27 protein-coding genes are annotated in these 24,775 nt (G+C 68.4%); all 27 read left to right on the top strand.

The window, feature by feature from the left end:
- Positions 1 to 776, top strand: a 776-nt coding sequence (locus tag ABZ272_RS16530; protein ID WP_355050771.1) for an ATP-binding cassette domain-containing protein, incomplete at its 5' end; no start/stop codon positions are given.
- Positions 773 to 1,462: a hypothetical protein gene (locus ABZ272_RS16525; RefSeq protein WP_355050770.1), complete on the top strand. Its 690-nt coding sequence runs from the start codon at positions 773 to 775 to the stop codon at positions 1,460 to 1,462. The genes ABZ272_RS16530 and ABZ272_RS16525, both read left to right, overlap by 4 nt.
- A gap of 337 nt (positions 1,463 to 1,799) precedes the next feature.
- Complete coding sequence (rplJ, locus tag ABZ272_RS16520) at positions 1,800 to 2,348, top strand: 50S ribosomal protein L10 (protein ID WP_355050769.1); 549 nt, start codon at positions 1,800 to 1,802, stop codon at positions 2,346 to 2,348.
- A gap of 52 nt (positions 2,349 to 2,400) precedes the next feature.
- Positions 2,401 to 2,784, top strand: coding sequence for a 50S ribosomal protein L7/L12 (gene rplL, locus ABZ272_RS16515; RefSeq protein ID WP_007465324.1), 384 nt, complete (start codon positions 2,401 to 2,403; stop codon positions 2,782 to 2,784).
- Positions 2,785 to 3,354: 570 nt separating this feature from the next.
- Positions 3,355 to 6,786, top strand: coding sequence for a DNA-directed RNA polymerase subunit beta (locus tag ABZ272_RS16510; RefSeq protein WP_355050768.1), 3,432 nt, complete (start codon positions 3,355 to 3,357; stop codon positions 6,784 to 6,786).
- Positions 6,787 to 6,905: 119 nt separating this feature from the next.
- The gene (locus tag ABZ272_RS16505; protein WP_355050767.1) at positions 6,906 to 10,793 is read left to right on the top strand and encodes a DNA-directed RNA polymerase subunit beta'; all 3,888 of its coding nucleotides are present in this window, start codon (positions 6,906 to 6,908) and stop codon (positions 10,791 to 10,793) included.
- Between the two features lie 93 nt (positions 10,794 to 10,886).
- Positions 10,887 to 11,255, top strand: a complete 369-nt coding sequence (locus tag ABZ272_RS16500; RefSeq protein WP_355050766.1) for a hypothetical protein — start codon at positions 10,887 to 10,889, stop codon at positions 11,253 to 11,255.
- An 830-nt stretch (positions 11,256 to 12,085) separates the two neighbouring features.
- On the top strand, positions 12,086 to 12,466 hold the full coding sequence (locus ABZ272_RS16495; RefSeq protein WP_355050765.1) for a hypothetical protein: 381 nt from the start codon (positions 12,086 to 12,088) through the stop codon (positions 12,464 to 12,466).
- A gap of 500 nt (positions 12,467 to 12,966) precedes the next feature.
- Entirely contained in the window at positions 12,967 to 13,341 is a 375-nt protein-coding gene (gene rpsL / locus ABZ272_RS16490) for a 30S ribosomal protein S12 (protein ID WP_007465318.1), read from the top strand.
- A gap of 1 nt (position 13,342) precedes the next feature.
- A complete protein-coding gene (gene rpsG / locus ABZ272_RS16485; protein WP_007465317.1) occupies positions 13,343 to 13,813 on the top strand; it encodes a 30S ribosomal protein S7 in 471 nt (156 codons plus the stop codon).
- Between the two features lie 76 nt (positions 13,814 to 13,889).
- Positions 13,890 to 15,986, top strand: coding sequence for an elongation factor G (fusA, locus tag ABZ272_RS16480; RefSeq protein ID WP_355050764.1), 2,097 nt, complete (start codon positions 13,890 to 13,892; stop codon positions 15,984 to 15,986).
- A gap of 213 nt (positions 15,987 to 16,199) precedes the next feature.
- Positions 16,200 to 17,393, top strand: coding sequence for an elongation factor Tu (tuf, locus tag ABZ272_RS16475; RefSeq protein ID WP_355050763.1), 1,194 nt, complete (start codon positions 16,200 to 16,202; stop codon positions 17,391 to 17,393).
- A 350-nt stretch (positions 17,394 to 17,743) separates the two neighbouring features.
- Positions 17,744 to 18,052 (top strand): 30S ribosomal protein S10, encoded by a 309-nt coding sequence (gene rpsJ / locus ABZ272_RS16470; protein ID WP_007073037.1) that lies wholly within the window; start codon positions 17,744 to 17,746, stop codon positions 18,050 to 18,052.
- 11 nt (positions 18,053 to 18,063) lie between these two features.
- A complete protein-coding gene (rplC, locus tag ABZ272_RS16465; protein ID WP_355050762.1) occupies positions 18,064 to 18,729 on the top strand; it encodes a 50S ribosomal protein L3 in 666 nt (221 codons plus the stop codon).
- Complete coding sequence (rplD, locus tag ABZ272_RS16460) at positions 18,726 to 19,376, top strand: 50S ribosomal protein L4 (protein WP_355050761.1); 651 nt, start codon at positions 18,726 to 18,728, stop codon at positions 19,374 to 19,376. Before rplC ends, rplD begins: the two co-directional genes overlap by 4 nt.
- A complete protein-coding gene (gene rplW / locus ABZ272_RS16455; protein WP_088998352.1) occupies positions 19,373 to 19,675 on the top strand; it encodes a 50S ribosomal protein L23 in 303 nt (100 codons plus the stop codon). Before rplD ends, rplW begins: the two co-directional genes overlap by 4 nt.
- Before the next feature lie 12 nt (positions 19,676 to 19,687).
- Entirely contained in the window at positions 19,688 to 20,527 is an 840-nt protein-coding gene (gene rplB, locus ABZ272_RS16450) for a 50S ribosomal protein L2 (RefSeq protein ID WP_355050760.1), read from the top strand.
- Between the two features lie 12 nt (positions 20,528 to 20,539).
- Positions 20,540 to 20,821, top strand: coding sequence for a 30S ribosomal protein S19 (gene rpsS / locus ABZ272_RS16445; protein ID WP_007465299.1), 282 nt, complete (start codon positions 20,540 to 20,542; stop codon positions 20,819 to 20,821).
- Positions 20,822 to 20,863: 42 nt separating this feature from the next.
- Positions 20,864 to 21,322: a 50S ribosomal protein L22 gene (gene rplV / locus ABZ272_RS16440; protein ID WP_089018943.1), complete on the top strand. Its 459-nt coding sequence runs from the start codon at positions 20,864 to 20,866 to the stop codon at positions 21,320 to 21,322.
- On the top strand, positions 21,322 to 22,191 hold the full coding sequence (rpsC, locus tag ABZ272_RS16435; protein ID WP_091402401.1) for a 30S ribosomal protein S3: 870 nt from the start codon (positions 21,322 to 21,324) through the stop codon (positions 22,189 to 22,191). Before rplV ends, rpsC begins: the two co-directional genes overlap by 1 nt.
- 3 nt (positions 22,192 to 22,194) lie before the next feature.
- Complete coding sequence (rplP, locus tag ABZ272_RS16430) at positions 22,195 to 22,620, top strand: 50S ribosomal protein L16 (RefSeq protein ID WP_073834927.1); 426 nt, start codon at positions 22,195 to 22,197, stop codon at positions 22,618 to 22,620.
- A complete protein-coding gene (gene rpmC, locus ABZ272_RS16425) occupies positions 22,620 to 22,856 on the top strand; it encodes a 50S ribosomal protein L29 (protein WP_007465283.1) in 237 nt (78 codons plus the stop codon). The genes rplP and rpmC overlap by 1 nt, the downstream gene beginning before the upstream one ends.
- Entirely contained in the window at positions 22,853 to 23,131 is a 279-nt protein-coding gene (rpsQ, locus tag ABZ272_RS16420; protein ID WP_355050759.1) for a 30S ribosomal protein S17, read from the top strand. Before rpmC ends, rpsQ begins: the two co-directional genes overlap by 4 nt.
- Before the next feature lie 97 nt (positions 23,132 to 23,228).
- Entirely contained in the window at positions 23,229 to 23,597 is a 369-nt protein-coding gene (gene rplN / locus ABZ272_RS16415; protein ID WP_007073026.1) for a 50S ribosomal protein L14, read from the top strand.
- Positions 23,594 to 23,914, top strand: coding sequence for a 50S ribosomal protein L24 (gene rplX / locus ABZ272_RS16410; protein WP_007465276.1), 321 nt, complete (start codon positions 23,594 to 23,596; stop codon positions 23,912 to 23,914). Before rplN ends, rplX begins: the two co-directional genes overlap by 4 nt.
- On the top strand, positions 23,914 to 24,480 hold the full coding sequence (gene rplE, locus ABZ272_RS16405) for a 50S ribosomal protein L5 (protein ID WP_355050758.1): 567 nt from the start codon (positions 23,914 to 23,916) through the stop codon (positions 24,478 to 24,480). The genes rplX and rplE overlap by 1 nt, the downstream gene beginning before the upstream one ends.
- A gap of 1 nt (position 24,481) precedes the next feature.
- Entirely contained in the window at positions 24,482 to 24,667 is a 186-nt protein-coding gene (locus ABZ272_RS16400; RefSeq protein ID WP_007073023.1) for a type Z 30S ribosomal protein S14, read from the top strand.
- Positions 24,668 to 24,775 lie beyond the last annotated feature (108 nt).

The following is a 24,775-nucleotide window of genomic DNA, read 5'->3' as shown; positions in this document are numbered from 1 at the left end:
ACGCGCAGATCGGCCCGGGTGAGGTGGCGGTCGTCCTGGGCCGCAACGGGGTCGGCAAATCCACCCTGCTCCAGGTGGCCGCCGGGGTGTTGCGGCCGGGCCGGGGTCGGGTCGTCGACCGGCCGGACCGGGTGGGCTGGGTGCCGGAGCGCTTCCCGGCCGACCAGCCCTTCACCGTGTCCCGCTATCTGACCGGCATGGCCCGCGCGGCCGGGCTGGGACGCTCGGCCGCCGACGAGGCGGTGACGACCTGGACCCAGCGGCTCGGACTGGACGCGTTCCGCTCGGTGCGCCTCCCGGAGCTGTCCAAGGGCACCGCGCAGAAGGTCGGTCTCGCCCAAGCCATGCTGCGGACGCCGGGCCTGCTGGTGCTCGACGAGCCGTGGGAGGGCCTGGACGCCGCGACCCGCGAGCTGGTTCCCGAGCTGATCGACGAGGTGCTTGCCGACGGGGGCACGGTCCTGGTCAGTGACCACCGGGGGGAGACGGTCCGGTTGCCGGCCGCGCGCCGCTGGTCGGTGGCCGCCGGCGCGCTGACCGAGGAGACCGCGCCCGCCGACGAGGAGGCCATCGCGGTGGTCGAGGTCGCGGTGCCGGCCGCGCGGGTCGCCGGCACCGTCGCCCGCCTGCGCGCCGAGGGCCATCAGATCCTTCGAGTACGCGCCGACGCCTCCACCACCCCACCCCAGGCGCATCCGCCCACCCCGTCGGCCACGACGGCGCGGCTCGCAGCGGCCGACGCGATGGTCGAGCCCAGCACGGGGGAGGGTCGATGAACGCGCTGGTGCGGATGCGACTGGCGGGTTTCCTACGTACCGGACGGGCTTTGGCGCCCCTGCTCGCCGGCCTCGTCGTGCTCGGCACGCTCTACGGCGGCGGCCGGTCCCAGCCGGCGGAGGCGTACGGCGTCTCGGCCGTGGTGCTCTTTCCGGTGCTCGCCTGGCAGACCAAGATCCTGCTGGACATCGAGCCGGACGTGCAGCGTCGGCTGGCCCAGGTGACCGTCGGGGTGGCCCGGGAACGTCTGGCCGGTCTTCTGGCGGCCGGCGCGGCGGCGCTGGTCGCGGTGGCCGTCGCGCTGCTCTTTCCGTGGCTGGTGGGTGGGGTCACCGGCCCGGTCGAGCCGGGGGACCGGTCGGTGCCGGTCGGCATCGCGCTGGGGCTGTGGGCGCATCTGCTGGCCGTACCCGCCGCGGTTGCCCTCGGCGCGCTGGCCAGCCGGGCGTCGGTGGGCGGCGCAGCGTACGGCGTCGCGGTGCTGGCCCTCGGCGGTGTCGGCGCGGTGGCGCTCGGCCTGCGTGGTTCGGTCGCGCCCTGGCTGGTACCACCGATCATGGCTACCGCCCGGACGACCGCGGGTGACGCCGCCGCGCTGACCCTGCTCGGGCTCACGGCCTGGGCCCTGGCGTGGAGTGTGGCGGTGACGGCCGGCTACCTGTGGCGGCGGCGGGCCCAGGGCTGAGTGGTCCGGCGGCGTGACCCGGCTCACCAGGGGCGATTTGGCGCTGGTCCCGCGGGCGCGTACTCTTCAAACGTCATCCGTGTTGTCATGGATGAGGAACCACCCAGAGACCGCTGGTCACCGTGCTTCGGCACGGTCGAAGGTCCCGCGACGACGGGCGACCCGCGTAGGGCGGCAAGCGTAACTCGGCAGTGAGCATGGTCCGCCGACCGTGACTTCCCGCCGGCCCTCGCCCCGTGCGCCCTGCGCCGGGGTTTTTCGTTGTCGTGCTGCCTTCGCCCCCGCTCCGGCTTCGGCCGTGTCGGGGACCAGCCTCGAGCAACGAGAGAGGAGGGACATGGCGGACAAGCCGATCCGAGCCGACAAGGCCACGGCCGTCGCTGAGCTGACCGAGAGCTTCCGCAGCGCGGGCGCTACCGTGCTGACCGAGTACCGCGGTCTGACGGTTTCCCAGCTCACCCAGCTGCGGCGATCGCTCGGTGCCGAGACCAGCTACACGGTCGCGAAGAACACGCTGGCGAAGCGTGCCGCGACGGACGCGGGCATCACCGGCCTCGACGAGCTGTTCACCGGTCCTACCGCGCTGACTTTCGTTTCGGGCGACGTCGTCGAGGCGGCGAAGGGGCTTCGCGACTTCGCGAAGGCCAACCCGAAGCTCGTCATCAAGGGCGGTGTCTTCGAGGGCAAGGCCATTTCCGCGGCCGAGGTCACGAAGCTCGCCGACCTGGAGTCCCGTGAGGTGCTGCTGGCCAAGCTGGCCGGCGCGATGAAGGGCAACCTGAGCAAGGCCGCGGCCCTGTTCCAGGCTCCGCTCTCCAAGGCCGCCCGCGCGGCGGCCGCCCTGGCGGACAAGAAGCGCGAGCAGGAGGGCGCCGAGGCGGCCTGAGGCCGCGCGGCGCACCCACGTTCTTAGACAACCTTTAGAAAGGACGCCAGACATGGCGAAGCTCAGCACCGACGAGCTGCTCGACGCGTTCAAGGAGATGACGCTGATCGAGCTCTCCGAGTTCGTGAAGCAGTTCGAGGACACCTTCGAGGTCACCGCCGCCGCTCCGGTCGCGGTTGCCGCCGCCGGTGGCGCCCCGGCCGCCGCCGAGGCCGAGCCGGAGAAGGACGAGTTCGACGTCGTCCTCGAGGCTGACGGTGGCAAGAAGATCCAGGTCATCAAGGTCGTGCGTGAGCTGACCGGCCTGGGCCTCAAGGAGGCCAAGGACGCGGTCGAGTCCGCGCCGAAGGCCATCCTGGAGAAGGTCAACAAGGAGACCGCCGAGAAGGCGAAGGCCAAGCTCGAGGGTGAGGGCGCCAAGGTCACCCTCAAGTGACCTGAGCTCCACCTGCGCGTACCCGGCTCGGTGAGCTGGGACACGGTCGCGTGGCGGCGGGCGGTGATCCGACACGGATCACCGCCCGCCGTGTCTCGTGGACCGGGTGACAACCGTTCTGAGCTGGGCGCCGATGGTCGGCGCCGAATCATCCGCACGAACGACCGGATCCTCCTCAGGTGGGAAAGAACCGACGACCCGGATACCGGCCCTTGACGCGGCCCCGGCCAGCCAGGCACGCTGACACCAGCAAGACACCGCGCTTGCGACGGCCACGATGTGGGTAATGGCAGCGACGGCACCATCGGTCGCGGTCACCCGAGCGGCCCAGTGGGGAGTTGCGTTCTGAGCGGCCCGGCAGACCCCGGTGAACGGGGGCCGAGGAGCGTTCCGCAAACGACCTGCGGGGTGGGCTGGACAGCGGTTAGCCTCTCGGCTACACTGCTAGTTTGCGCTGCCTTCCGAATTGACCCCTGCTCGGAAATGTCCGTTTACGGATAATTCTGGTGGGGTCATTGGAGTGCACGCGTACCAGCCGTTCTGCAGCACCGGTCCTCGGAAGGACGCATCTTGGCAGCTTCCCGCCCTGCGAAGACCAGTCGTACGTCGAGCGCATTCGCTCCCCGCCGAGTTTCATTCGGCAGGATCACCGAACACCTCGAGGTCCCCAACCTCCTTGCCATCCAGAACGAGTCCTTCGACTGGCTCGTCGGCAACGAGGCTTGGCAGGGCCGGTCGGCGGACGACCCGCACGCACGCTCGGGTCTCGCGGAGATCCTTGAAGAGATCAGTCCCATTGAGGACTTCTCCGGCACCATGTCGCTCTCCTTCTCGGCGCCGCGCTTCGACGAGGTCAAGGCCTCGATCGAGGAGTGCAAGGAGAAGGACCTGACCTACTGCGCTCCGCTCTTCGTGACCGCGGAGTTCACCAACAACACCACTGGCGAGATCAAGAGCCAGACGGTGTTCATGGGTGACTTCCCGATGATGACGCCCAAGGGCACCTTCGTCATCAACGGCACCGAGCGCGTCGTGGTCAGTCAGCTCGTCCGGTCTCCGGGCGTGTACTTCGACAAGCAGCCGGACAAGACCTCCGACCGCGACCTCTCCAGCGTCAAGGTCATCCCGAGTCGGGGTGCCTGGCTGGAGTTCGACATCGACAAGCGCGACACGGTCGGCGTACGTATCGACCGTAAGCGCCGGCAGGCCGTCACGGTCCTGCTCAAGGCCATCGGATGGTCGGCCGAGCGGATCCGTGAGAAGTTCGGCTGGTCCGAGCTGATGATGACCACGCTCGAGAAGGACCACATCGCCGGCGCCGACGAGGCCCTGCTAGATATCTACCGCAAGCTGCGCCCTGGCGAGCCGCCGACGCGCGAGAACGCCCAGACCCTGCTCGACAACCTCTTCTTCAACCCGAAGAGGTACGACGTCGCCAAGGTCGGGCGCTACAAGTTCAACAAGAAGCTCGAAGTGGACGTGCCGATCACCACCGGCACGCTGACCGAGGACGACATCGTCGCCACCGTGGAGTACCTCTGCCGGCTGCACGCCGGTGAGGAGGGCTACGAGGCCGACGACATCGACCACTTCGGCAACCGGCGCCTGCGCACCGTGGGTGAGCTGATCCAGAACCAGGTTCGGGTCGGCCTCTCCCGCATGGAGCGGGTCGTCCGCGAGCGGATGACCACGCAGGACGTCGAGGCGATCACGCCGCAGACCCTGATCAACATCCGTCCGGTGGTGGCGGCGATCAAGGAGTTCTTCGGTACGTCGCAGCTGTCCCAGTTCATGGACCAGACCAACCCGCTGGCGGGCCTGACCCACCGGCGTCGGCTGAGCGCGCTCGGCCCGGGTGGTCTGTCCCGGGAGCGGGCCGGCTTCGAGGTCCGCGACGTGCACCCGTCCCACTACGGCCGGATGTGCCCGATCGAGACGCCGGAAGGCCCGAACATCGGCCTGATCGGCGCCCTGTCCACCTTCGCCCGGGTCAACCCGTTCGGCTTCATCGAGACGCCGTACCGGAAGGTCGTCGAGGGTCGGGTCACCGACCAGATCGACTACCTGACCGCGGACGAGGAGGACCGGTTCGTCAAGGCCCAGGCCAACGCGCGCCTGAAGGCTGACGGCACGTTCGCCGAGGACCGGGTTCTCGTCCGTCGTAAGGGCGGCGAGACCGAGGACGTCGTCCCCGGTGCCGTCGACTACATGGACGTCTCGCCCCGGCAGATGACCTCGGTCGCGACCGCCATGATCCCGTTCCTCGAGCACGACGACGCCAACCGGGCACTGATGGGCGCGAACATGCAGCGCCAGGCGGTGCCGCTGGTCAAGGCCGAGGCGCCGCTCGTGGGTACGGGCATGGAGTACCGGGCCGCGGTCGACGCTGGCGACGTGGTGGTCGCCGAGGTCGGCGGTGTGATCGAGGATCTCTGCGCCGACTACGTCACCATCCACCAGGATGACGGCCACCGCCGGACGTACCTGCTGCACAAGTTCCGCCGCTCCAACGCCGGCTCCTGCGTCAACCAGAAGCCGGTCGTCTTCGAGGGCGACCGCGTCGAGGCCGGTCAGGTCATCGCCGACGGTCCCTGCACCGACGAGGGCGAGATGGCACTCGGACGCAACCTGCTGGTGGCGTTCATGTGCTGGGAGGGCCACAACTACGAGGACGCGATCATCCTGTCGCAGCGCCTCGTGCAGCAGGACGTGCTCACCTCGATCCACATCGAGGAGCACGAGGTCGACGCCCGGGACACCAAGCTCGGCCCGGAGGAGATCACCCGCGACATCCCGAACGTCAGCGAGGAAATGCTCGCCGACCTCGACGAGCGCGGCATCATCCGGATCGGCGCCGAGGTCGTCCCCGGCGACATCCTGGTCGGCAAGGTCACGCCCAAGGGTGAGACCGAGCTGACCCCGGAGGAGCGGCTGCTCCGCGCGATCTTCGGTGAGAAGGCGCGTGAGGTTCGGGACACCTCGCTGAAGGTGCCGCACGGCGAGACCGGCACGGTCATCGGTGTGCGCACGTTCTCCCGCGAGGACGGCGACGAGTTGCCGCCGGGCGTCAACGAGCTGGTCCGGGTCTACGTCGCCCAGAAGCGCAAGATCCAGGACGGCGACAAGCTCGCCGGCCGGCACGGCAACAAGGGCGTCATCTCGAAGATCCTCCCGGTCGAGGACATGCCGTTCCTCGAGGACGGCACCCCGGTCGACATCGTGCTCAACCCGCTCGGTGTGCCGAGCCGGATGAACATCGGCCAGGTGCTGGAGACCCACCTCGGGTGGGTCGCCAAGACCGGTTGGAAGGTCGAGGGTGACGACGCCGAGTGGAAGCGCCAGCTCCGCTCGATCGACGCGCACGAGTCCGAGGGCGACACCAACGTGGCCACCCCGGTCTTCGACGGTGCCCGCGAGGAGGAGATCTCCGGTCTGCTCGAGTCGACCCTGCCCAACCGGGACGGCAAGCAGCTGATCGGGCGCACCGGTAAGGCGCAGCTCTTCGACGGTCGTTCCGGTGAGCCTCTGCCGGACCCGATCGCGGTCGGCTACGTCTACATCCTGAAGCTCAACCACCTGGTCGACGACAAGATCCACGCTCGGTCGACCGGTCCGTACTCGATGATCACGCAGCAGCCGCTGGGTGGTAAGGCGCAGTTCGGTGGTCAGCGCTTCGGTGAGATGGAGTGCTGGGCGATGCAGGCGTACGGCGCCGCGTACGCCCTGCAGGAGCTGCTCACGATCAAGTCCGACGACGTGCTCGGCCGGGTGAAGGTCTACGAGGCCATCGTCAAGGGCGAGAACATCCCGGAGCCGGGCATCCCGGAGTCGTTCAAGGTGCTGCTCAAGGAGCTGCAGTCGCTGTGCCTCAACGTTGAGGTGCTGTCCAGCGACGGTGTGGCCCTGGAGATGCGCGAGACCGACGACGAGGTGTTCCGGGCCGCGGAGGAGCTGGGCATCGACCTGTCCCGGCGCGAGCCGAGCTCGGTCGAAGAGGTGTGAGGTGGTGGTTCGGGGCGGGGTGACCGGCTCCAGGCGGTCAGGCTTGATCCTTCCGCCGGTCACCCCGCCCCGAACCCCCCGATTTAGCTAGCTTTAAAGACGACGACATAGGGGACATAGTGCTCGACGTCAACTTCTTCGACGAGCTGCGCATTGGTCTCGCCACCGCTGACGACATCCGTCAGTGGTCGCACGGCGAGGTCAAGAAGCCTGAGACCATCAACTACCGCACCCTGAAGCCGGAGAAGGACGGGCTCTTCTGCGAGAAGATCTTCGGTCCGCAGCGGGACTGGGAGTGCTACTGCGGTAAGTACAAGCGCGTCCGGTTCAAGGGCATCATCTGCGAGCGCTGCGGCGTCGAGGTGACCCGCTCCAAGGTTCGTCGTGAGCGGATGGGGCACATCGAGCTCGCCGCTCCGGTGACCCACATCTGGTACTTCAAGGGCGTTCCGAGCCGGCTGGGCTACCTGCTGGACCTCGCCCCGAAGGACCTCGAAAAGATCATCTACTTCGCCTCGTACGTCGTGACGAGCGTGGACGCCGAGTCGCGTCACCGTGACCTCTCGACGATCGAGAACGAGATCCTGGCCGAGAAGCGGCAGTCCGAGAACAGTCGCGACTCGGAGATCGAGAAGCGGGCCGCCAAGCTTGAGGCCGACCTGGCCGAGCTGGAGGCGGAGGGTGCCAAGGCGGACGTCCGGCGCAAGGTCAAGGAGGGCGGAGAGCGCGAGATGCGCCAGATCCGCGACCGGGCCCAGCGCGAGATCGACCGCCTGGACGAGGTGCTGGACACCTTCCGCAAGCTGGAGCCGAAGCAGTTGGTCACCGACGAGCTGCTCTACCGCGAGCTGCGCGACCGGTTCGGTGAGTACTTCACCGGCTCGATGGGCGCGGAGGCCATCAAGGCGCTGGTCCAGAACATGGACCTCGACGCCGAGGCCGAGAGCCTGCGCGAGACCATCCGGTCCGGCAAGGGCCAGCGGAAGATCCGGGCGCTCAAGCGGCTCAAGGTCGTCGCGGCGTTCCTGAACACCCGCAACTCGCCGCTCGGCATGGTGCTGGACTGTGTCCCGGTCATCCCGCCGGACCTGCGCCCGATGGTGCAGCTCGACGGTGGTCGGTTCGCGACCTCGGACCTCAACGACCTGTACCGCCGCGTGATCAACCGGAACAACCGCCTCAAGCGGCTGATCGACCTCGGCGCGCCCGAGATCATCGTCAACAACGAGAAGCGGATGCTCCAGGAGGCCGTCGACGCGCTGTTCGACAACGGTCGTCGTGGCCGGCCGGTCACCGGTCCGGGTAACCGCCCGCTCAAGTCGCTGTCCGACATGCTCAAGGGCAAGCAGGGCCGGTTCCGCCAGAACCTGCTGGGCAAGCGCGTCGACTACTCCGGCCGTTCGGTCATCGTGGTCGGCCCGAAGCTCAAGCTGCACCAGTGCGGCCTGCCCAAGCAGATGGCCCTGGAGCTGTTCAAGCCGTTCGTCATGAAGCGGCTGGTCGACCTCAACCACGCGCAGAACATCAAGTCCGCCAAGCGGATGGTCGAGCGTCAGCGCCCGGTCGTGTGGGACGTGCTGGAAGAGGTCATCGGCGAGCACCCGGTGCTGCTCAACCGGGCGCCGACCCTGCACCGTCTGGGCATCCAGGCGTTCGAGCCGCAGCTGGTCGAGGGCAAGGCCATCCAGATCCACCCGCTGGTCTGCACCGCGTTCAACGCGGACTTCGACGGTGACCAGATGGCGGTGCACGTGCCGCTGTCCGCCGAGGCCCAGGCCGAGGCGCGGATCCTGATGCTGTCGTCGAACAACATCCTCAAGCCGGCCGACGGCAAGCCGGTCACCATGCCCACCCAGGACATGGTCATCGGCCTGTACCACCTCACCCACCTCACCGCCGGTGAGAAGGGCGAGGGCCGGGCGTTCAGCTCGGACGCCGAGGCGCGGATGGCGTTCGACAACGGCGAGCTGCACCTGCAGGCTCCGGTGAAGATCCGCCTGCGGAACGTGATCGGTGTCGACAACGGCGCCGGCGCCGAGGCGTGGACCGCTCCGGAGGGCTGGGTCGAGGGTGAGCCGCTGACCGTGGAGACCACCCTCGGTCGGGTGCTGTTCAACGAGACGCTGCCGCAGGGCTACCGCTTCGTGAACTACGAGATCCGCAAGGGTCAGCTCTCCGCGATCGTCAACGACCTCGCCGAGCGCTTCCCCAAGGTGGCTCTCGCGGCCACCCTGGACGGGCTCAAGGAGGCCGGCTTCCACTGGGCCACCTGGTCCGGCGTGACGATCGGCATGGAGGACGTCATCGCCCCGCCGCGCAAGGCGGAGATCCTGGCGAAGTACGAGAAGGAAGCCGACCGGATCGACAAGCAGTACCAGCGTGGTCTGATGACCGCCGAGGAGCGTCGCGGCGAACTCATCGAGATCTGGACCAAGGCGACCAACGAGGTCGCCAAGGAGATGGACACCGCGCTGCCGCAGGAGAACCCGCTGTGGAAGATGATTAACTCGGGTGCTCGCGGTAACCTGCTCCAGCTCCGGCAGATCGCGGCGATCCGTGGTCTGGTGGCCAACCCGAAGGGTGAGATCATCCCGCGGCCGATCAAGGCCAGCTACCGGGAGGGTCTGTCCGTGCTGGAGTACTTCATCTCCACGCACGGTGCCCGTAAGGGCCTCGCCGACACCGCGCTGCGGACCGCCGACTCGGGTTACCTGACCCGTCGTCTGGTGGACGTCTCCCAGGACGTCATCATCCGCGAGGAGGACTGCGGCACCGACCGGGCGATCCCGATGCAGATCGGCGAGAAGCTCGACGGCAAGCTCGTCGTCCACACCCACGCCGAGACCAGCGTGCACGCCCGGACCCTGGCCGACGACATCAAGGGGCCGGACGGCACCGTGGTGGCCGAGCGCGGCCAGGACATCAACTCCATCGGGGTCGACAAGATCGTCGCCGCTGGCGTGGAGACGGTCCGGGTGCGCAGCGTGCTCACCTGCGAGTCGAAGCTGGGCGTCTGCGCGGCCTGCTACGGCCGTTCGCTGCCGACCGGCAAGTCGGTCGACATCGGTGAGGCCGTCGGCATCATCGCCGCCCAGTCCATCGGTGAGCCGGGTACGCAGCTGACGATGCGTACCTTCCACACCGGTGGTGTCGCGGGTGAGGACATCACCCAGGGTCTGCCGCGTGTGCAGGAAATCTTCGAGGCCCGGGTCCCGAAGGGTAAGGCGCCCATCGCCGACACCCCCGGCCGGATCCGCATCGAGGACGGCGAGCGCTCGCGGAAGATCATCGTGGTGCCGGACGACGGCAGCGACGAGATCGTCTACGACAAGATCTCGAAGCGCGTCAAGCTCCGGACCCACGACGGCGGCCACGTCGCGGTCGGCGAGAAGCTGACCGAGGGCACCATCGACCCGCACGAGCTCCTGCGGATCATGGGTCCGCGGGCGGTCCAGGTCCACCTGACCAGTGAGGTCCAGGAGGTCTACCGCTCGCAGGGTGTGCTCATCCACGACAAGCACATCGAGATCATCATCCGCCAGATGCTCAAGCGGGTGACGGTCATCGACTCCGGCTCGACCGAGTTCCTGCCGGGCGTGCTCGTCGACCGGGCGCTGTTCGAGTCGGAGAACCGCCGACTCGTGTCGGAGGGTGGCGAGCCCGCCGCCGGCCGTCCGGTGCTGATGGGTATCACCAAGGCCTCGCTGGCCACCGACTCCTGGCTCTCCGCGGCCTCCTTCCAGGAGACCACCCGGGTGCTGACCGACGCTGCGATCAACTCGCGCAGCGACTCGCTGGTCGGCCTCAAGGAGAACGTGATCATCGGTAAGCTCATCCCGGCCGGTACGGGCATCAGCAAGTACCGCAACGTCCGGGTCGAGCCGACCGAGGAGGCCAAGGCCAAGGTCTACTCGATGACCGGTTACCCGGAGACCGACTACGGTTTCGGGCCGGCCAGTGGGCAGGCTGTGCCGCTGGACGACTTCGACTTCGGGTCGTACCGCTAAGCACCAGACAACGACGAGGCCCCCGGCATCCGCCGGGGGCCTCGTCGTTCCCGGACCGCCCTGCCAGCGGACCGGGTTGGGCATGATGGAGGCATGACGACCGCATCCGGGCAGGTGTCCGTCGCCTCTTCGGGCCTACGCCACCCGCTCGACCCGGATCCGGCCCGTGCCACCAAGGCGCGGGCGGTCTTCGCGCTGGGGTTGCTCGGCATGCTGACCGGGCTGTTCATCGGCGGGGTGGTGCCCGCGACGGTGGCGCTCCAGTTGGCCCGGCAGGCCCGCCGGGAGGCGTACGCCTCGGGGGGTTTCCTGACCGGAAGTGTCTGGCTGCGGCGGGGGGAGCGGATGGCCTGGACCGGCCTGGCGCTGGTCGCGGTCAGCGTGGTCGTCGTCGTGGTGATCGGCGTGGTCCGGCTGGCGGGCACGCCGTTCGGCCACGACTACCCCTCGAACATGGACTGAAGCATGCGGCGACCGCGCCCGGCGCGGACGGCGTCGCCCCCGGCGGTAGCCTGGCCGGTGTCCGCCGCGCGCGCTGGCGGCCCTGTCGACAGGAGGATTTCGTGACGGAACCGGCGCGGCCCCCGGCGGACGAACCAGCCGGGCATCCTGACGTGCCGGCTCCGGGCGCGACTCCCGGGTCGCCGGCTCCCGGCCTGACCTCCTCCGCGCCGGCTCCGGACGCGGCTCTCCCTGGACCAGCTGTCGATGCCACCTCCGGCCCGAATCCGACCGCGGTGTCTTCCCCGGGCGTCGGGTCACCTGCCTCCTCGGACATCGATTCCACCGTGCCGGCGTCGAGCGCGTCGTCCGCACCGGCTTCGGATTTCGGGCCGACGCCCTCGGCGCGGAGTGAGTGGGCGCAACCGGAGGTAAGCGGACAGCCGGCCCCAACGACCGGTGCCCCTGCTGCGGGTACGCCGCCCTCGCCCGCCTGGGGTCCGCCGACGGCCGAGTGGGGCGGGGTCTTCCCGCCCGGTTACCAGCAGCCCCACCCTGCCTCCGGTACGCCGGTGCCGTACGGCTGGGCCCAACCGCCGACGGGGCCCGCCGCCGCGCACGGGTGGGGGCAGCCGCCGTCCGGGCCGGGCGCGCCGGCCGGTTGGGGCCGCCCATCGTCCGGACCGCCCGGCTGGGGGCAGCCCCCGTCCGGGCCGCCCGGCTGGGGGCAGCCCCCGTCCGGGCCGGGCGCCTGGGGGCAGCCGGCGCCGGGGCACTTCCCCGCCTGGGGTACGGCCGCAGCCCGGCCGGTGCCGCCGCCTACCGATGATCAACGGAGGCCGCCGAAGCGGGTGGAAGCGGTGCCCGGTACCCCGTTCGGGGTGGTGCACCTGGACGTGCCGCCGGTGACCGCCGGGCTGGCGACCGGATCGCTGGTGGCCGGCATCGCGTCGATCCTGGTCTCGCTGCTGGTGATCTGTGTCGGTGTGGCCTTCGGTGCCCGTGGGGGAGTGTGGGTCTCGGGCGCCTTCACGGTGCTGGGTGTGCTGGCGGGATTGGCGGCGGTCGTCACCGGCCTGCTGGGTCAGCGACAGATCCGCCGGGTGGCCGGGCCGTCGGCGGTGCGGTTCACCGGTCGGGGGCTCGCGGTGGCCGGCGTCAGCTGCGGCGCGGCGGGTGCCCTGCTGAGCCTGTTGGGTCTGGGGCTGGGGTTGCTGATCAGTCTGACGTGACAGGGGTGTCGGGACGGCTCCGTGGATCAGGTGGTGCCTGGGGGCCTGCCCGGGGCCGACGGGTGCTTCGGCGGGGAAGCCGGTACACTTGTGTTCGTAGGTGCCCATCGCGGGTGCCGAGGCGGGACGCGATCCGGCCGGCGAGGGGTGAGACGTTCGCCGACCCATTCCGTTTTGACCTGGGCGGCTGTGGTAGGTACTCTTTCCCCTTGTGCCCGGGCGTGCCCGGGCAACTCGTGCGTGCGCTGGTTCCGGAGTCCGGACGGCGGCACGACAAGCCAAAGACCCGGAGCGGGGCGATCCGCGTGCCGGTGACAGAAACCCGGTACGCCCGCGACAGCGTCCGCACCGGGACCGTGAGCTGGGCGACACGCCCGACCGCGGGTGCCGGGGCCACCGCAAGGTGACCCTGGTCGGAATGTAGGAGAGCCGGTCATCAGGCTGGCTAACGAGCAGACGGCGCGGCCGCGGACAGCGGCCGAAGGGAGCGGAGAAACCCGGTGCCCACCATTCAGCAGCTGGTCCGAAAGGGCCGTCAGGCCAAGACGACCAAGACCAAGACCCCTGCGCTCAAGGGGTCTCCCCAGCGGCGCGGCGTGTGCACCCGCGTGTACACCACCACCCCGAAGAAGCCGAACTCGGCGCTGCGCAAGGTCGCTCGTGTCAAGCTCAGCAGCCAGATCGAGGTAACCGCGTACATCCCGGGTGTCGGCCACAACCTGCAGGAGCACTCGATCGTGCTCGTGCGTGGCGGTCGTGTGAAGGACCTCCCCGGCGTGCGTTACAAGATCGTTCGCGGCTCGCTGGACACCCAGGGTGTCCGCAACCGCAAGCAGGCGCGCAGCCGTTACGGCGCGAAGAAGGAGAAGAGCTGACATGCCGCGTAAGGGACCCGCTCCGCGGCGGCCGCTGGTCGCTGACCCGGTGTACAACTCGCCGCTGGTCACCCAGCTGGTGAACAAGATCCTGCTGCGCGGCAAGCGTCAGCTCGCCGAGTCGATCGTGTACGCGGCCCTCGAGGGCTGCCGCGAGAAGTCCGGCACCGACCCGGTCGTCACCCTCAAGCGGGCGATGGACAACGTCAAGCCGACCCTCGAGGTGCGCAGCCGTCGTGTCGGTGGCGCCACCTACCAGGTGCCGGTCGAGGTCCGCCCCACCCGGGCGACCACGCTGGGCCTGCGCTGGCTGGTGACCTACTCCCGCGCCCGGCGCGAGAAGACCATGGTCGAGCGGCTGATGAACGAGCTGCTGGACGCGAGCAACGGCCTCGGTGCCGCCGTCAAGCGGCGCGAGGACACGCACAAGATGGCCGAGTCCAACAAGGCCTTCGCGCACTACCGCTGGTAACACCTGAGGTTCCGGCGCCCACCGGGCGCCGGAACCGCCACCAGTTGAGTCGAGACGACGATAAGTAGGGATTGAAGTGGCCGCCGCAGACGCGCTCGCCAACGTACGCAACATCGGCATCATGGCGCACATCGATGCCGGTAAGACCACGACCACCGAGCGAATCCTGTTCTACACCGGCATCACGTACAAGATCGGTGAGGTCCACGAGGGCGCCGCCGTCATGGACTGGATGGAGCAGGAGCAGGAGCGTGGTATCACCATCACCTCCGCTGCCACCAAGTGTGAGTGGAAGGGCCACACGATCCAGATCATCGACACGCCTGGCCACGTCGACTTCACGGTCGAGGTCGAGCGGTCGCTGCGTGTCCTGGATGGTGCGGTCGCGGTCTACGACGGTGTCGCCGGCGTCGAGCCGCAGACGGAGAACGTCTGGCGGCAGGCCGACAAGTACAACGTCCCGCGGATGTGCTTCGTCAACAAGCTCGACCGGACCGGTGCCGACTTCTTCCGCTGCGTGCAGATGATGATCGACCGGCTCAACGCCACCCCGCTGGTGCTCCAGATCCCGATCGGGCTCGAGGGCGACCACATCGGTGTCGTCGACCTGGTCGGCATGCGCGCCCTCACCTGGCGCGGGGAGACCCAGAAGGGTGAGGACTACGCGATCGAGGAGATCCCGGCCGAGCTGGCCGACTCCGCGGCCGAGTGGCGCGAGAAGCTGATGGAGACCCTCGCCGACGTCGACGACTCGGTGATGGAGAAGTACCTGGAAGGCGAGGAGGTCTCCGTCGAGGAGATCAAGGCCGCCATCCGGCGTGCCACCATCGCCGGCAAGGCCAACCCGGTGCTGTGCGGCTCGGCGTTCAAGAACAAGGGCGTCCAGCCCATGCTCGACGCCGTGGTCGACTTCCTGCCGTCGCCGCTGGACGTTCCGGCGATCGAGGGTACGGCCACCGACGGTGAGACCCCGCTGCTGCGCAAGCCGTCCAACTCGGAGCCCTTCTCCGGTCTGGCCTTCAAGATCCAGACGGACAAGCACCTGGGCAAGCTCACCTACGTGCGCGTCTACTCCGGCACGCTCGACTCCGGCTCCCAGGTGGTCAACTCCACCAAGGACCGCAAGGAGCGGATCGGCAAGATCTACCAGATGCACGCCAACAAGCGTGAAGAGCGTCCGTCGGCGCAGGCCGGCGACATCATCGCCGTGCAGGGTCTCAAGCAGACCACCACCGGCGACACGCTCTCCGACCCGGCGAACCCGGTCATCCTGGAGTCGATGACCTTCCCGGAGCCGGTCATCTCGGTGGCGATCGAGCCGAAGACCAAGTCCGACCAGGAGAAGCTGGGCACGGCCATCCAGCGCCTGGCCGAGGAGGACCCGACCTTCCGCGTCCAGCTGGACGAGGAGACCGGTCAGACGGTCATCTCCGGCATGGGCGAGCTGCACCTGGACATCCTGGTCGACCGGATGCGCCGCGAGTTCAACGTCGAGGCCAACGTCGGCAAGCCGCAGGTGGCGTACCGCGAGACCATCCGCCGCAAGGTGGAGAAGGTCGAGTACACCCACAAGAAGCAGACCGGTGGTTCCGGCCAGTACGCCCGCGTGATCGTGAGCGTCGAGCCGCTGCCGCTGGACAACGACTCGCCGACCTACGAGTTCGCCAACGCCGTCAGCGGCGGTCGCATCCCGCGGGAGTTCATCCCGTCGGTCGACGCCGGTGCGCAGGACGCCATGCAGTACGGCATCCTCGCGGGCTTCCCGCTCGTCGGTGTGAAGCTGACGCTGCTGGACGGTCAGTACCACGAGGTCGACTCGTCGGAAATGGCATTCAAGATCGCCGGCTCGATGGTGATGAAGGACGCGGCCCGCAAGGCCGATCCCGCGTTGCTCGAGCCGATGATGGCCGTTGAGGTCACCACTCCTGAGGAGAACATGGGTGACGTCATCGGTGACCTCAACTCCCGCCGCGGCATCATCCAGGCGATGGAGGAGCGCAGCGGCGCCCGCATCGTGAGGGCTCTGGTGCCGTTGTCGGAGATGTTCGGCTACGTCGGCGACCTGCGGTCGAAGACCCAGGGCCGGGCTAGCTACAGCATGCAGTTCGACTCCTACGCGGAGGTTCCGCAGAGCGTCGCGAAGGAGATCATCGCGAAGGCGACGGGCGAGTAACTGCCCCGAGCAGGTGATTCGTGGTCGGTCGCGGGTGACTCAACCCGCCCGCGGCCACCACGATCGGATCGCGTGAGACCGGGCCTGTAGGCTTCATCGCCGCAGAACCCACAAAGGCTCTCCGGCCGTCAGGCCGGAAAGGCTGTCGACAGAGTCCTAAGCGCCGACCGGCGCGCCGGGCGTACGAACCAAGAAGTCCACAGGAGGACACCAGTGGCGAAGGCTAAGTTCGAGCGGACTAAGCCGCACGTCAACATCGGCACCATTGGTCACATCGACCACGGTAAGACGACGCTGACGGCGGCCATCACCAAGGTCCTGCACGACCAGTACCCGGACCTGAACCCGTACACGCCGTTCGACGAGATCGACAAGGCGCCGGAGGAGAAGGCCCGCGGCATCACGATCTCGATCGCGCACGTCGAGTACCAGACCGAGTCGCGGCACTACGCGCACGTGGACTGCCCCGGCCACGCGGACTACATCAAGAACATGATCACCGGTGCCGCGCAGATGGACGGCGCGATCCTGGTGGTCGCGGCGACCGACGGCCCGATGCCGCAGACCCGTGAGCACGTGCTGCTCGCGCGTCAGGTTGGCGTGCCGTACATCGTCGTGGCGCTCAACAAGAGCGACATGGTCGACGACGAGGAGCTCCTGGAGCTCGTCGAGCTCGAGGTCCGCGAGCTGCTCTCCTCGCAGGAGTACCCGGGTGACGACCTGCCGGTCGTCCGGGTTTCGGCGCTGAAGGCCCTCGAGGGTGACCCCGAGTGGACCGGCAAGCTCCTGGACCTGATGACCGCGGTCGACACCGCGATCCCGCAGCCGGAGCGCGAGACCGAGAAGCCGTTCCTCATGCCCATCGAGGACGTCTTCACGATCACCGGTCGTGGCACCGTCGTCACCGGTCGCGCCGAGCGCGGCATCCTCAAGCCGAACGAGGAGGTGGAGATCGTCGGTATCCGCGAGAAGTCGCAGAAGACGGTCTGCACCGGTATCGAGATGTTCCGCAAGCTGCTCGACGAGGCCCGCGCGGGCGAGAACGTCGGTCTGCTGCTGCGTGGCATCAAGCGCGAGGACGTCGAGCGCGGCATGGTGGTCGTCAAGCCGGGCACCACGACCCCGCACACGGAGTTCGAGGCGACGGTCTACATCCTCTCCAAGGAGGAGGGCGGCCGGCACACCCCGTTCTTCCAGAACTACCGCCCGCAGTTCTACTTCCGGACCACGGACGTCACCGGTGTCGTCACCCTCCCCGAGGGCACCGAGATGGTCATGCCGGGTGACAACACCACCATGTCGGTGAAGCTGATCCAGCCCATCGCCATGGAGGAGAACCTCAAGTTCGCGATCCGCGAGGGTGGCCGCACCGTCGGCGCCGGGTTCGTCACCAAGATCCAGAAGTGACCTGGGTAACCCCGATTAGACCCGCCGCCGGTCGTGCGGCATACTAGTCAGGTTGCGTAACGACAGTTCGTCGCCTGTGTTCGGCTTTCGCTGAACCTCCGGGTGGCGAGACAGTCGAGCGTAGGGTGGTTGGCGGCCCAGTCGCCAACCACCCTCGCACGGCGTTCAGGTCGCGGTAGTGCGATCGACGCCTTGACCCACCGCGCGGTCAGCACCACTCCGGAACCTCGGGGCGGAGCCTGGCCCGAGGGCGCGACACGCCCGACCGCGGGGGTCGGCGAAGTGGGCCTGTGCCAGCCGGTACAGGCGCCCGCAACACAGCGGCATCGAGAGAAGGAACAGAAGCCACCATGGCGGGACAGAAGATCCGCATCCGGCTCAAGGCCTATGACCACGAGGTCGTCGACTCCTCGGCTCGGAAGATCGTCGAGACGGTGACGCGTACCGGGGCGCAGGTCGCGGGCCCGGTGCCGCTGCCCACGGAGATCAACCGTTTCTGCGTTATCCGCTCGCCGCACAAGTACAAGGACTCGCGCGAGCACTTCGAGATGCGCACGCACAAGCGGCTGATCGACATCATCGACCCGACCCCGAAGACGGTCGACTCGCTCATGCGCCTCGACCTGCCGGCTGGCGTCGACATCGAGATCAAGCTGTAGGGACCGGACAAATGGACAGGCAAGTCAAGGGGATCCTGGGCGCCAAGCTCGGCATGACCCAGGTCTGGGACAACAACAAGGTTGTTCCCGTGACCGTGGTCGAGGCCGGCCCGTGCGTCATCAGCCAGGTTCGTAGCGCCGAGAAGGACGGTTACTCCGCGGTCCAGCTGGCGTACGGCACGATCGACCCGCGCAAGGTGAAGAAGCCGGTCAGCGGGCACTACGCGAAGGCGGACGTGGCGCCGCGCCGGCACATCGTCGAGCTGCGCACCACGGACGCGTCGGAGTACTCGCTCGGCCAGGAGGTCACGGTCGAGGAGTTCCCGGCGGGCGTCACGATCGACGTCACCGGCAAGACCAAGGGCAAGGGCTACGCCGGCCCGATGAAGCGGCACGGCTTCCACGGTCTGCGCGCCAGCCACGGTGTCGAGCGCAAGCACCGCTCGCCCGGCTCCATCGGCGCCTGCGCCACCCCGGGTCGTGTCTTCAAGGGCACCCGGATGGCCGGCCGCATGGGTGGCGTGCGCTACACCGTGCAGAACCTCACCGTCCAGGCGGTCGACACCGAGAACAACCTGCTGCTCGTCCGGGGTGCCATTCCTGGTCCCAAGGGCGCGCTCGTTCTGGTCCGTACCGCGGCCAAGAGCAAGGTGAAGAAGGGCGGTGCGGCCAAGTGACCACCGTTGACGTGCGCACCGTCGAAGGCACCACCAGCGGCTCGGTTGAGCTGCCGGCGGACATCTTCGACGTGCAGGCCAACGTCGCGCTGATGCACCAGGTCGTGGTGGCCCAGCTCGCGGCGGCCCGACAGGGCACGCACAAGGCCAAGACCCGCGGCGAGGTCGCCGGTGGCGGCAAGAAGCCGTACAAGCAGAAGGGCACCGGTCGCGCCCGGCAGGGCTCGATCCGCGCGCCGCAGTTCGCCGGCGGTGGCGTGGTGCACGGTCCCGTGCCGCGCGACTACAGCCAGCGGACCCCGAAGAAGATGAAGGCCGCCGCGCTCCGCGGTGCCCTCTCCGACCGGGCCCGCGCCGGGCAGGTGCACGTCGTCGAGGCGTTCGTCTCGAGCGAGAAGCCGTCGACCAAGGCCGCTCTGGCCACGCTCGCCAAGCTCACCGAGGCCCGTCGGGTCCTGGTCGTGCTGAGCAGCACCGACGAGCTGAACTGGGTGTCGCTGCGCAACGAGCCGCGGGTGCACCTGATCGAGTCCGGCCAGCTGAACACGTACGACGTGCTGGTGGCCGACGACGTGGTCTTCACCAAGGACGCCCTGGACGAGTTCCTGGGCGTGCCCGCCGAGACCACCGAGGAGGGTGGCAAGTGAGCACGATCGCCGACCCGCGCGACATCATCGTGGCGCCGGTCGTCTCGGAGAAGAGCTACAGCGAGCTGAACCGGAACTGGTACACCTTCCTGGTGCACCCGGACGCGAACAAGACCGAGATCAAGATCGCTATCCAGCAGATCTTCGACGTCCGCGTCCTGACGGTCAACACGCTCAACCGCCAGGGCAAGCGCAAGCGCACCAAGACCGGCTTCGGTCAGCGCAAGGCGACCAAGCGGGCGATCGTGAAGCTGGCTGACGGTGACCGTATCGAGGCCTTCGGCGGCCCGGTCAGCTGAGGGGTGTAGACAATGGCTATCCGTAAGTACAAGCCGACGACGCCGGGCCGTCGTGGCTCCAGCGTCGCCGACTTCGCCGAGATCACCCGGTCCACGCCGGAGAAGTCGCTGCTGGCTCCGCTGCCGAAGAAGGGCGGGCGTAACGCCCACGGCCGGATCACCACGCGGCACCACGGTGGCGGTCACAAGCGCCAGTACCGTCTGATCGACTTCAAGCGGGTCGACAAGGACGGCGTGCCGGCGAAGGTCGCCCACATCGAGTACGACCCGAACCGCACCGCGCGCATCGCGTTGCTGCACTACGCCGACGGCGAGAAGCGGTACATCATCGCGCCGAAGGACATGAAGCAGGGCGACCGCGTCGAGTCCGGCCCGGGCGCCGACATCAAGCCGGGCAACAACCTGCCGCTGCGCAACATCCCGGTGGGTACCACGATCCACAACGTGGAGCTGCGTCCGGGCGGCGGGGCCAAGCTCGCCCGTTCCGCCGGCGTCGGCATCCAGCTGCTCGGCCGCGAGGGCGTGTACGCGACCCTGCGTATGCCGTCCGGCGAGATCCGGCGGGTGGACGTGCGCTGCCGCGCCAGCATCGGCGAGATCGGCAACGCCGACCAGTCGAACATCAACTGGGGTAAGGCCGGCCGTATGCGGTGGAAGGGCAAGCGCCCGACCGTCCGTGGTGTCGCCATGAACCCGGTCGACCACCCGCACGGTGGTGGTGAGGGTAAGACCTCCGGTGGTCGCCACCCGGTCAACCCGCAGGGTAAGCCCGAGGGCCGCACCCGCCGTAAGGGCCAGGCGAGCGACAAGCTGATTGTCCGCCGCCGCTACGCCACGCGTAAGCGCGGCTGAGGGAGATAAGACATGCCTCGCAGCCTGAAGAAGGGCCCGTTCGTCGACGACCACCTGCTCAAGAAGGTGGAAGTTCAGAACGACAAGGGCTCCAAGAACGTGATCAAGACCTGGTCGCGGCGCTCGACGATCATCCCCGAGATGCTCGGGCACACGATCGCCGTGCACGACGGACGCAAGCACGTCCCGGTGTTCGTGACCGAGGCGATGGTCGGGCACAAGCTCGGCGAGTTCGCGCTGACCCGCACCTTCAAGGGTCACGAGAAGGACGACCGGAAGAGCCGTCGGCGCTGACGCCGCCAGGCATACGGATAGAGGGAACAAGGGGTTACAGCGATGCCAGGAAAGGGCGACGCTCCGGTGCTTCCGGGCGCGCGGGCGGTTGCGCGGCACGTGCGCATCTCGCCGATGAAGGCGCGCCGGGTGGTCAACCTCGTCCGCGGCCTGCCCGCGAAGGAGGCGCTCACGGTGCTGCAGTTCGCGCCGCAGGCTGCGAGCGAGCAGGTGTACAAGGTGCTCGCTAGCGCGATCGCCAACGCGGAGAACAACGAGCGGCTGGACCCCGACGCGCTGCTCGTCAGCGAGGCGTTCGTGGACGAGGGCCCGACGATGAAGCGGTTCCAGCCGCGGGCGCAGGGTCGGGCGTACCGGATCCGCAAGCGCACCTGTCACATCACCGTGGCGGTCGAGGCGGTCGCGCCGGCAGCGCCGAGGAAGGCCGCGGCGAAGAAGGCCGCCCCGGCCACGCAGGCCGCACCGGCCGAAGCGCAGAGCAAGACGGAGGACGCCGAGTAATGGGTCAGAAGGTTCACCCCACTGGGTTCCGGCTCGGCATCTCGACCGACTGGAAGTCCCGTTGGTTCGCGGACAAGCTCTACAAGGACTACATCGGCGAGGACGTCAAGATCCGCCGCATGATGTCCAAGGGCCTCGAGCGTGCCGGGATCTCCAAGGTCGACATCGAGCGCACCCGCGACCGCGTCCGCGTCGACATCCACACCGCCCGGCCGGGCATCGTCATCGGCCGTAAGGGTGCGGAGGCCGACCGGATCCGCGGCGAGCTGGAGAAGCTCACCGGCAAGCAGGTCCAGCTGAACATCATCGAGGTGAAGAACCCCGAGTCGGACGCTCAGCTCGTCGCGCAGGGCGTGGCCGAGCAGCTGTCCAGCCGGGTCAGCTTCCGTCGGGCGATGCGCAAGGCCATGCAGTCGGCCATGAAGAACCCGGTCTGCAAGGGCATCCGGGTTCAGGTTTCGGGCCGCCTGGGCGGCGCCGAGATGAGCCGGACCGAGTTCTACCGTGAGGGCCGGGTTCCGCTGCACACGCTGCGGGCCAATATCGAGTACGGCTTCTTCGAGGCCCGTACCACGTTCGGCCGGATCGGCGTGAAGGTCTGGATCTACAAGGGCGACGCCGTCCCGGGCCGGGAGGCTCCGGCCGAGGCCGGTCCGTCCCGCCCGCGCCGTGGTGAGCGCGGCGACCGTCCCGAGCGTCCGCGCCGTGGCCGGTCGGGTTCGTCCGGCACCACGGCTGGTGGCACCGAGGCCGGTCGGGCTGCTGCGACCACCATCGCGCAGCAGGCCGAGACGCCGAGCGGCGAGCCGGTCGACAGCGCTGCTGTCGCCGCCACTGCTGCTCCGGCTGAAACGCAGCAGGAGGGCTGACAGATGCTGATGCCGCGCAAGCCCCCGAAGGGCTTCCGCAAGCCGCACCACCCGGACCGCCACGGCGCGTCCAAGGGTGGTAACCGGGTGGTGTTCGGCGAGTTCGGGATCCAGGCTCTCGAGCCGGCGTACGTGACCAACCGCCAGATCGAGTCGGCGCGTATCGCGATGACCCGTCACATCAAGCGTGGCGGCAAGGTCTGGATCACGATCTTCCCGGACCAGGCCCTCACCAAGAAGCCTGCCGAGACCCGGATGGGTTCCGGTAAGGGTTCGCCGGAGTGGTGGGTCGCCAACGTCAAGCCGGGACGGGTTCTCTTCGAGATGTCGTTCCCCAACGAGCAGATCGCGCGTGAGGCCATGCGTCGCGCGATCCACAAGCTCCCGATGAAGTGCCGCATTGTTACGCGCGAAGTGGGTGAATCCTGATGGCAGCGGGCGTTAAGGCGACCGAGCTGCGTGAGCTCTCCGAGGAGGAGCTGGTCACGAAGCTGCGGGAGGCCAAGGCGGAGCTGTTCAACCTCCGCGTGCAGGCCGCAACCGGGCAGCTGGACAACAACCGGCGGCTGCAGGTCATCCGTCGGGAGATCGCCCGGATCTACACGATCATGCGCGAGCGCGAGCTGGGGCTCTCGGCCGCGCCGACTGAGGTGACTGCATCATGACCGAGAACACCACCGCCGACGCCACCCGCGCGCGCCGCAAGGTCCGCGAGGGCCTGGTGGTCAGCGACAAGATGGACAAGACCGTCGTGGTCGAGGTCGAGGACCGGGTTCGGCACGCGCTGTACGGCAAGATCATGCGTCGTACGAGCAAGCTGAAGGTGCACGACGAGCAGAACGCCGCTGGCACCGGTGACCGGGTCCTGATCATGGAGACCCGGCCGCTGAGCGCCACCAAGCGTTGGCGGATCGTGGAGATCCTGGAAAAGGCCAAGTAGCGAAGGCTCGAGCTCGCCCGGCGTTGCGTCGGGCGTTGGTTCCGCCAGGCTCCGGCCGCCACGGCGGCCGGAGAACCGGCAGACATAGGAGATAGACGTGATTCAGCAGGAGTCGCGACTGCGCGTCGCCGACAACACGGGTGCTCGGGAGATCCTGTGCATCCGGGTTCTCGGTGGCTCCGGTCGGCGCTACGCGAGCATCGGCGACGTCATCGTGGCCACGGTCAAGGACGCGATCCCGGGTGCCGGTGTGAAGAAGGGCGACGTCGTCAAGGCGGTCGTCGTTCGCACGGCCAAGGAGAAGCGGCGGCCGGACGGCTCGTACATCCGCTTCGACGAGAACGCCGCCGTCATCATCAAGGACGGTGGGGACCCGCGTGGAACCCGTATCTTCGGCCCGGTGGGCCGGGAGCTGCGGGACAAGCGGTTCATGAAGATCATTTCCCTCGCGCCGGAGGTGTTGTGACCGTGAAGGTCAAGAAGGGCGACACGGTCGTCGTCATCGCCGGCAAGGACAAGGGTGCCAAGGGCAAGGTCATCGCGGCCTACCCGCGGCAGGACAAGGTCCTGGTCGAGGGCGTGAACCGGGTCAAGAAGCACACCCGCATCAGCACCACCCAGCGTGGCGCCAAGACCGGCGGCATCGTCACCCAGGAGGCCCCGATCCACGTCTCGAACGTGCAGGTCCTGGACTCCGACGGCAAGCCGACCCGCGTCGGTTACCGGATCGACGACAACGGCCAGAAGGTCCGCATCGCGCGTAGCACCGGTAAGGACCTGTGATGACCACGGCTACCGAAAAGACCATGCCGCGCCTCAAGGAGCGGTACCGCAACGAGATCGTGGCCCAGCTGCGTGAGCAGAACAGCTACGGCAACCCCATGCAGGTGCCGCGGCTGGTCAAGATCGTCGTCAACATGGGTGTCGGCGAGGCCGCTCGCGACGCCAAGCTGATCGACGGCGCGGTCCGCGACCTCGCCACGATCACCGGCCAGAAGCCGCAGGTGCGGCGGGCGACCAAGTCCATCGCGCAGTTCAAGCTCCGCGAGGGCATGCCGATCGGCGCGAAGGTGACCCTCCGCGGCGACCGCATGTGGGAGTTCCTGGACCGGCTGCTCTCCATCGCGCTGCCGCGTATCCGCGACTTCCGCGGTCTGGACGGGCGCAAGCTGGACGGGCACGGCAACTACACGTTCGGTCTGACCGAGCAGTCGGTGTTCCACGAGATCGACCAGGACCGGATCGATCGCCAGCGGGGCATGGACATCACGGTGGTCACCACCGCCACGACCGACGACGAGGGCCGGGCGCTGCTCAAGCTCCTGGGCTTCCCGTTCAAGGAGAACTGAGATGGCCAAGAAGGCGCTGATCCTCAAGGCGGCCGCGAAGCCGAAGTTCTCGGTTCGCGCGTACACCCGCTGCCAGCGGTGCGGGCGTCCGAAGGCGGTCTACCGCAAGTTCGGGCTCTGCCGGGTCTGCATCCGGGAGATGGCCCACCGCGGTGAGCTGCCGGGTGTGTCCAAGGCTTCCTGGTAAGGGCGACCGCGTCCCGGCTCCGGCCGGGAACTCCTGCACCGATTAGGTATTGCTCTTCGCCGTAGGCCCGGGGCTGATGCCCCGGGAACCCCGGCGAGAAAGGCTGAC

Origin of the sequence: Micromonospora sp. NPDC005979, from assembly GCF_040614415.1 — a bacterium.
Classification (GTDB): Bacteria; Actinomycetota; Actinomycetes; order Mycobacteriales; family Micromonosporaceae; genus Micromonospora.
This window is presented reverse-complemented; position numbering and strand designations above follow the sequence as displayed.

Bases quoted from the DNA above. Each gene is read 5' to 3' on its own strand.
- ABZ272_RS16525 (WP_355050770.1), top strand. From the start codon at position 773: ATGAACGCGCTGGTGCGGATGCGACTGGCGGGTTTCCTACGTACCGGA.
- rplJ (WP_355050769.1), top strand. From the start codon at position 1,800: ATGGCGGACAAGCCGATCCGAGCCGACAAGGCCACGGCCGTCGCTGAG.
- rplL (WP_007465324.1), top strand. From the start codon at position 2,401: ATGGCGAAGCTCAGCACCGACGAGCTGCTCGACGCGTTCAAGGAGATG.
- ABZ272_RS16500 (WP_355050766.1), top strand. From the start codon at position 10,887: ATGACGACCGCATCCGGGCAGGTGTCCGTCGCCTCTTCGGGCCTACGC.
- rpsG (WP_007465317.1), top strand. From the start codon at position 13,343: ATGCCGCGTAAGGGACCCGCTCCGCGGCGGCCGCTGGTCGCTGACCCG.
- rpsJ (WP_007073037.1), top strand. From the start codon at position 17,744: ATGGCGGGACAGAAGATCCGCATCCGGCTCAAGGCCTATGACCACGAG.
- rplC (WP_355050762.1), top strand. From the start codon at position 18,064: ATGGACAGGCAAGTCAAGGGGATCCTGGGCGCCAAGCTCGGCATGACC.
- rplB (WP_355050760.1), top strand. From the start codon at position 19,688: ATGGCTATCCGTAAGTACAAGCCGACGACGCCGGGCCGTCGTGGCTCC.
- rpsS (WP_007465299.1), top strand. From the start codon at position 20,540: ATGCCTCGCAGCCTGAAGAAGGGCCCGTTCGTCGACGACCACCTGCTC.
- rplV (WP_089018943.1), top strand. From the start codon at position 20,864: ATGCCAGGAAAGGGCGACGCTCCGGTGCTTCCGGGCGCGCGGGCGGTT.
- rpsC (WP_091402401.1), top strand. From the start codon at position 21,322: ATGGGTCAGAAGGTTCACCCCACTGGGTTCCGGCTCGGCATCTCGACC.
- rplP (WP_073834927.1), top strand. From the start codon at position 22,195: ATGCTGATGCCGCGCAAGCCCCCGAAGGGCTTCCGCAAGCCGCACCAC.
- rpmC (WP_007465283.1), top strand. From the start codon at position 22,620: ATGGCAGCGGGCGTTAAGGCGACCGAGCTGCGTGAGCTCTCCGAGGAG.
- rpsQ (WP_355050759.1), top strand. From the start codon at position 22,853: ATGACCGAGAACACCACCGCCGACGCCACCCGCGCGCGCCGCAAGGTC.
- rplE (WP_355050758.1), top strand. From the start codon at position 23,914: ATGACCACGGCTACCGAAAAGACCATGCCGCGCCTCAAGGAGCGGTAC.
- ABZ272_RS16400 (WP_007073023.1), top strand. From the start codon at position 24,482: ATGGCCAAGAAGGCGCTGATCCTCAAGGCGGCCGCGAAGCCGAAGTTC.